Raw genomic sequence first — 4,099 nt, 5'->3', positions numbered from 1 at the left:
TTAGCAGTTAGTGGCTAGTGGCTAGCGAATCACGAACCACGAACCACTTCACTTCCTCTTCAACACTTTATGGACAGCCTGGATGACGTCACTGGACGACAAATTATAGGCTTTCAGGAGATCGTCCGGTTTTCCTGATTCACCGAAGCGGTCCTGGATGCCGACGAGTTCTACGGGGACGCAGCAGTGCTGAGCCAGGGCTTCGCAGATAGCGCCGCCCAGGCCGCCCATGATCTGGTGTTCTTCACAGACGACGACGGCCCCCGTTTCGGCCGCACAGGTACAGACCGTATCCAGATCCAGCGGTTTCACCGTATGGATATTGACGACGCGGGCCGAAATGCCTTGGCGATCCAGTTCGTCAGCCGCCGTCAAGGCTTCATGGACCATGAGGCCGTTGGCGAAGAGCGTCACGTCGCGGCCATCCCGGAAGATGGCTGCCTTGTAGAGGTCAAAAGGCGTATCCTTATCGGTAACGACGGGCGCCGGATTGCGGCCGAAGCGGACATAGGACGGTCCCTTGATGTCGTAGACAGCCAGGGTAGCCTTATACGTTTCCCACCAGTCACACGGCGTAATGACCATCATATGCGGGATGACCCGCATGAGGGCGATATCTTCCAAAGCTTGATGCGTAGCCCCGTCAGGGCCGACGGAAATGCCGGCATGGGCCCCGCCGAGTTTGACGTTGAGGTTATTATAGCAGACGGTATTGCGGATCTGCCCCCAGGCTCGGCCTGTCAAAAAGACGCCATACGTCGAAACAAAAGGTACGAAACCGGTCAGAGACAAACCGGCCGCTGTGCCGACCAGGTCTTGTTCCGAAATACCAACATTGATATATTTTTCAGGATATTCATGGCGGATCCATTCGGTCCGCGTCGATTTAGCGACGTCCGCATCGAGGACCAGGACATCGTCATGAAGACGACATAATTCCAGCAGGGCCTTCCCATAGCCGTCGCGCATCGGTACTCGTTCCATTACGGCACCTCCGTTGTCAATTCATCCATAGCCAGGCGGTACTGGGCTTCATCCGGTGCCGCACCATGCCATTGAGCCTGATTTTCCATATACGATACGCCTTTGCCCTTCACGGTATGGGCCAGGATGACCGTCGGCTTGCCTTCATAAGTTTTCGCCGCACTGTAGGCCTCATACAAGGCATCCGTATTGTGACCGTCGACGCGGAGGACATGCCAGCCAAAGCTTTCCCACTTGGCGTCCATGGGTTCCATATTTTTAATCGATACCAGGGAATCGACGAGCTGTAAGCCGTTGCAGTCCACAATCAGACAAACATTGTCCAAATGGTGCTGGGACGCAAAGGCCGCGGCTTCCCAAATCTGGCCTTCCTGCTGTTCCCCATCGCCGATGAGACAGAAGACCTGCGGCATTTCGTGGCGTATCTTCAAGGCCAGAGCGATACCGTTGGCAATGGACAGGCCCTGCCCCAGAGAGCCGACAGCGCAGTCGAGACAAGGCAGTTTTTCCAGGTTGGGATGCCCCTGGAGCGCGCTGCCGACAGTCCGCAGCGTATCGAGCAATGCCAGGGAAAAATAGCCTTTATGCGCTAAAATACTGTAATAAGCCGGCGCAGCATGGCCTTTCGATAAGACAAAACGATCCCGTTCCGGCGCATGGGGCCTGTCGGGAAAACACGTAAAGACATCGGTAAAATAAAGTGTTGCCATAATTTCGACAGCCGACAGCGAGCTGCCGGGATGGCCAGAGCCGGCACGGTAAATAGACCGCACCGTATCCCGCCGTATCTGCGTACACACGTCATGTAGATCATGCTTCATGAAGCATAGCCTCCTATGTCAGGCCGTCAAGAAAAAAACGCCGCGTACCCCCTATGTCTGGCGGCGATACGCGTGCGTTCGGACATACGACCTCTTTTGTTCGTTTCCATTTCTTGAGTTTATTGTACAATGATTATATACGCAAGTCAAACGGAATATACCATTTAGCTATGTTTCATAACTGTATAGCAAAGGTCGTTTTCATTATATGAATGAATAGCATACTTTCCTATTCTTTCATGGCTTTGACGACTTCCGGGTCTACGGCGAAGCCGTGGGCTTCGTCAGGGAAGCTGCGGTCTTTGACGTCGTGGATGTACTGGCCTACGGCATCGACGATGGTCTGATGGAGGTCGGCATAGGTCTTGACGAATTTCGGACGGAAGCCGCTGCTCATGCCCAAAAGGTCCGTGCATACCAGGACCTGGCCATCCGTGCCGTTACCGGCGCCGATGCCGATGGTAGCTGCCGTGTGGAGGGCTTTGGTGATTTCCGTAGCGATATCCGTCGGGACACATTCCAAGGTGATAGCAAAGGCACCGGCTGCTTCCAGTTTCAACGCATCGGCAATCAGTTGCTTTGCCGTTTCGCTGTTCTTGCCCTGGACGCGGAAGCCGCCGAGCTGATGGACGGACTGCGGTGTCAGGCCGATGTGGCCGACGACGGGGATGCCGGCTGTCGTCATGGCTTTGACAGCCTCGCAGACACTGGCGCCGCCTTCGAGCTTGACGGCATCGCAGCCCGTTTCTTTCATGAGGCGGCCGGCGTTATGCAGGGCCTGCTGGGTGCTTTCCTGATAACTCATGAAAGGCATGTCACCGACGACCAGGGCCCGTTTGACACCACGGACGACAGCCGCCGTGTGATGGATCATATCTTCCATGGTGACCGGCAGCGTCGATGTATGGCCCATGACGACATTGCCCAGGGAATCGCCGACGAGGATCATATCGATACCGGCTTCATCGACATTCTGAGCCATGATGTAGTCATAAGCGGTAATCATGGAAATCGGCGTGCCTTCTTGTTTCATTTTCTTAATGGTCAGATTGGTTACTTTTTTGTTCATGATGGACTCCTTCTGCCATCGCAAGGATTCTTGTCAGCTCGTCGTGCTGTTGTGCTGTAATCGTTTCGTTCTTTAAGGCTAAGTCGGCGGCGGCACGGCCAAAAGCGCAGTACGGATGTATCAGTTCAGCCGGCATAACCGCCAAATGCTTGACGACAGTCCCGGCATCACCGCGGGACACAGGTCCCGTCAAGGCCGTCCGCCAGACCTTTCGTTCCCGGACATTCTGCAAAGTCCCATCGACGAGCGGCATGAGTGCCTTTGCCGCATCGCCGTCACTCTCTGTCCAGCGTCGCATGAGCTGCTGAGCCAGGGCCAGGGCCGTCACGACGTAATTGGAACAGAAACAGGCTGCTGCATGGTAGAGCATCCGTTCTTCAGGCGGCACGAAAAAAGGCGTACTTCCCAAGGTACGGACGATGCTTTCTGCAACTCCCCGGGCCTGTTCGTCCCCGTCGACAGCCATGTAAATCCCCTTCAGCCGTTCCGCGGACGGTTCGGCAAAACTTTGCAGCGGATGGATGCTCCCTGTATGGATTCCCAAAGAAGCCAGCGCTTCGAGGGGTGATAAATCCATAGCACCGCTGCAATGGAATACGCAGCGGTCAGACAACTGGCGCTCCCCTTTCAAAGAAGCCGCCAGCTCACGGCTCACGGGAGCCAGGACATCGTCGCGCACTGTCAGCAGCAGGACATCGCAGTGCCGGATGAGGTCAGCGCCATCAGTATAGGCCGTGGCATGGAGCCGGGCAGCCTGCGCCTGTGTATGTTCTGCTGTAGAACAAAGGATGCCTTCCACAGCAGAAGGAAAAGCTAAAACAAAAGAAGCGCCGACTCTGCCGGCGCCGATAATACCTAAACGCATGATAACTCCCTCAAAAAAAAGCGCACTCCACCCGGGAATGCGCGTAAAAAGCCTACGTTTACAAGAATTCGTCCCGGTCTTTCGATCCAAGCGATATGCTATAAAATTATGATAGATTGATGACCCGGATTTTATACGGTACGGATCCAAAAGATTCCGTCCAACCCGAATCACATGTACAGGATACTACATTTGTGAAACTTTTACCAATAACTTTTAGGAATAGGTGAGTATGATAGTGGTTCGTGCCCTATAGGGCCGACCACGTGAGGCGCCCGTCCTGAAAATATTCACGAAAACGAGATACGCCAATTCTAATAACGGGCTCGCCACGTGCGAGCCCCTACTGCTAGCCACGAG

General features: G+C 54.6%; 4 protein-coding genes. All 4 read right to left on the bottom strand.

The window, feature by feature from the left end:
- Positions 1-48 precede the first annotated feature (48 nt).
- The 4 genes from NOS26_RS08235 to NOS26_RS08220 all read right to left on the bottom strand — a co-directional run bounded on the left by NOS26_RS08235 (position 49) and on the right by NOS26_RS08220 (position 3,739).
- On the bottom strand, positions 49-984 hold the full coding sequence (locus tag NOS26_RS08235; RefSeq protein ID WP_014017102.1) for a transketolase family protein: 936 nt from the start codon (positions 982-984) through the stop codon (positions 49-51).
- Positions 984-1,805, bottom strand: coding sequence for a transketolase (locus NOS26_RS08230; RefSeq protein ID WP_255917552.1), 822 nt, complete (start codon positions 1,803-1,805; stop codon positions 984-986). Before NOS26_RS08230 ends, NOS26_RS08235 begins: the two co-directional genes overlap by 1 nt.
- 229 nt (positions 1,806-2,034) lie before the next feature.
- Positions 2,035-2,874, bottom strand: a complete 840-nt coding sequence (gene panB / locus NOS26_RS08225) for a 3-methyl-2-oxobutanoate hydroxymethyltransferase (RefSeq protein WP_014017104.1) — start codon at positions 2,872-2,874, stop codon at positions 2,035-2,037.
- A complete protein-coding gene (locus tag NOS26_RS08220; protein ID WP_255917551.1) occupies positions 2,843-3,739 on the bottom strand; it encodes a Rossmann-like and DUF2520 domain-containing protein in 897 nt (298 codons plus the stop codon). The genes panB and NOS26_RS08220 overlap by 32 nt, the downstream gene beginning before the upstream one ends.
- Positions 3,740-4,099 lie beyond the last annotated feature (360 nt).

It is taken from the genome of Megasphaera sp. SC8-1, assembly GCF_024436295.1.
Taxonomy (GTDB): domain Bacteria; phylum Bacillota; class Negativicutes; order Veillonellales; family Megasphaeraceae; genus Megasphaera; species Megasphaera elsdenii.
Note: the sequence above shows the minus strand (reverse complement) of the source record. Positions and strands in the feature narration are given on the sequence as shown.